Raw genomic sequence first — 234 nt, forward strand, 5'->3', positions numbered from 1 at the left:
GTAAAACGACGGCCAGTGTAAAACGACGGCCAGTAGATGTGTATAAGAGACAGGACCTCAACGGGTGCCCAAAGTCTTCGCTGCTGCGGGTCTTGACCTCAACGAAAACCAGTTCGTCCTCGGGGTCAATGGCGATCAGGTCGAGCTCGCCGCGGATCTCTTCGTGTTCCAGCCCGGCGGGCGGTCGCCAATTCCTCTCCAGAATGCGGTAGCCGTTCGCTTCCAGGATGCGGG

Annotated in this window: 1 protein-coding gene; it reads right to left on the minus strand. The window is 59.0% G+C overall.

Annotated features, from left to right (window positions below; all coding sequences use genetic code 11):
• On the minus strand, positions 1-234 hold a 234-nt coding region (locus tag AC2Q9J_RS18545; RefSeq protein ID WP_499042207.1), incomplete at both ends, for a YraN family protein.

This window comes from Planococcus sp. RAB007_Raresut, assembly GCF_057369535.1.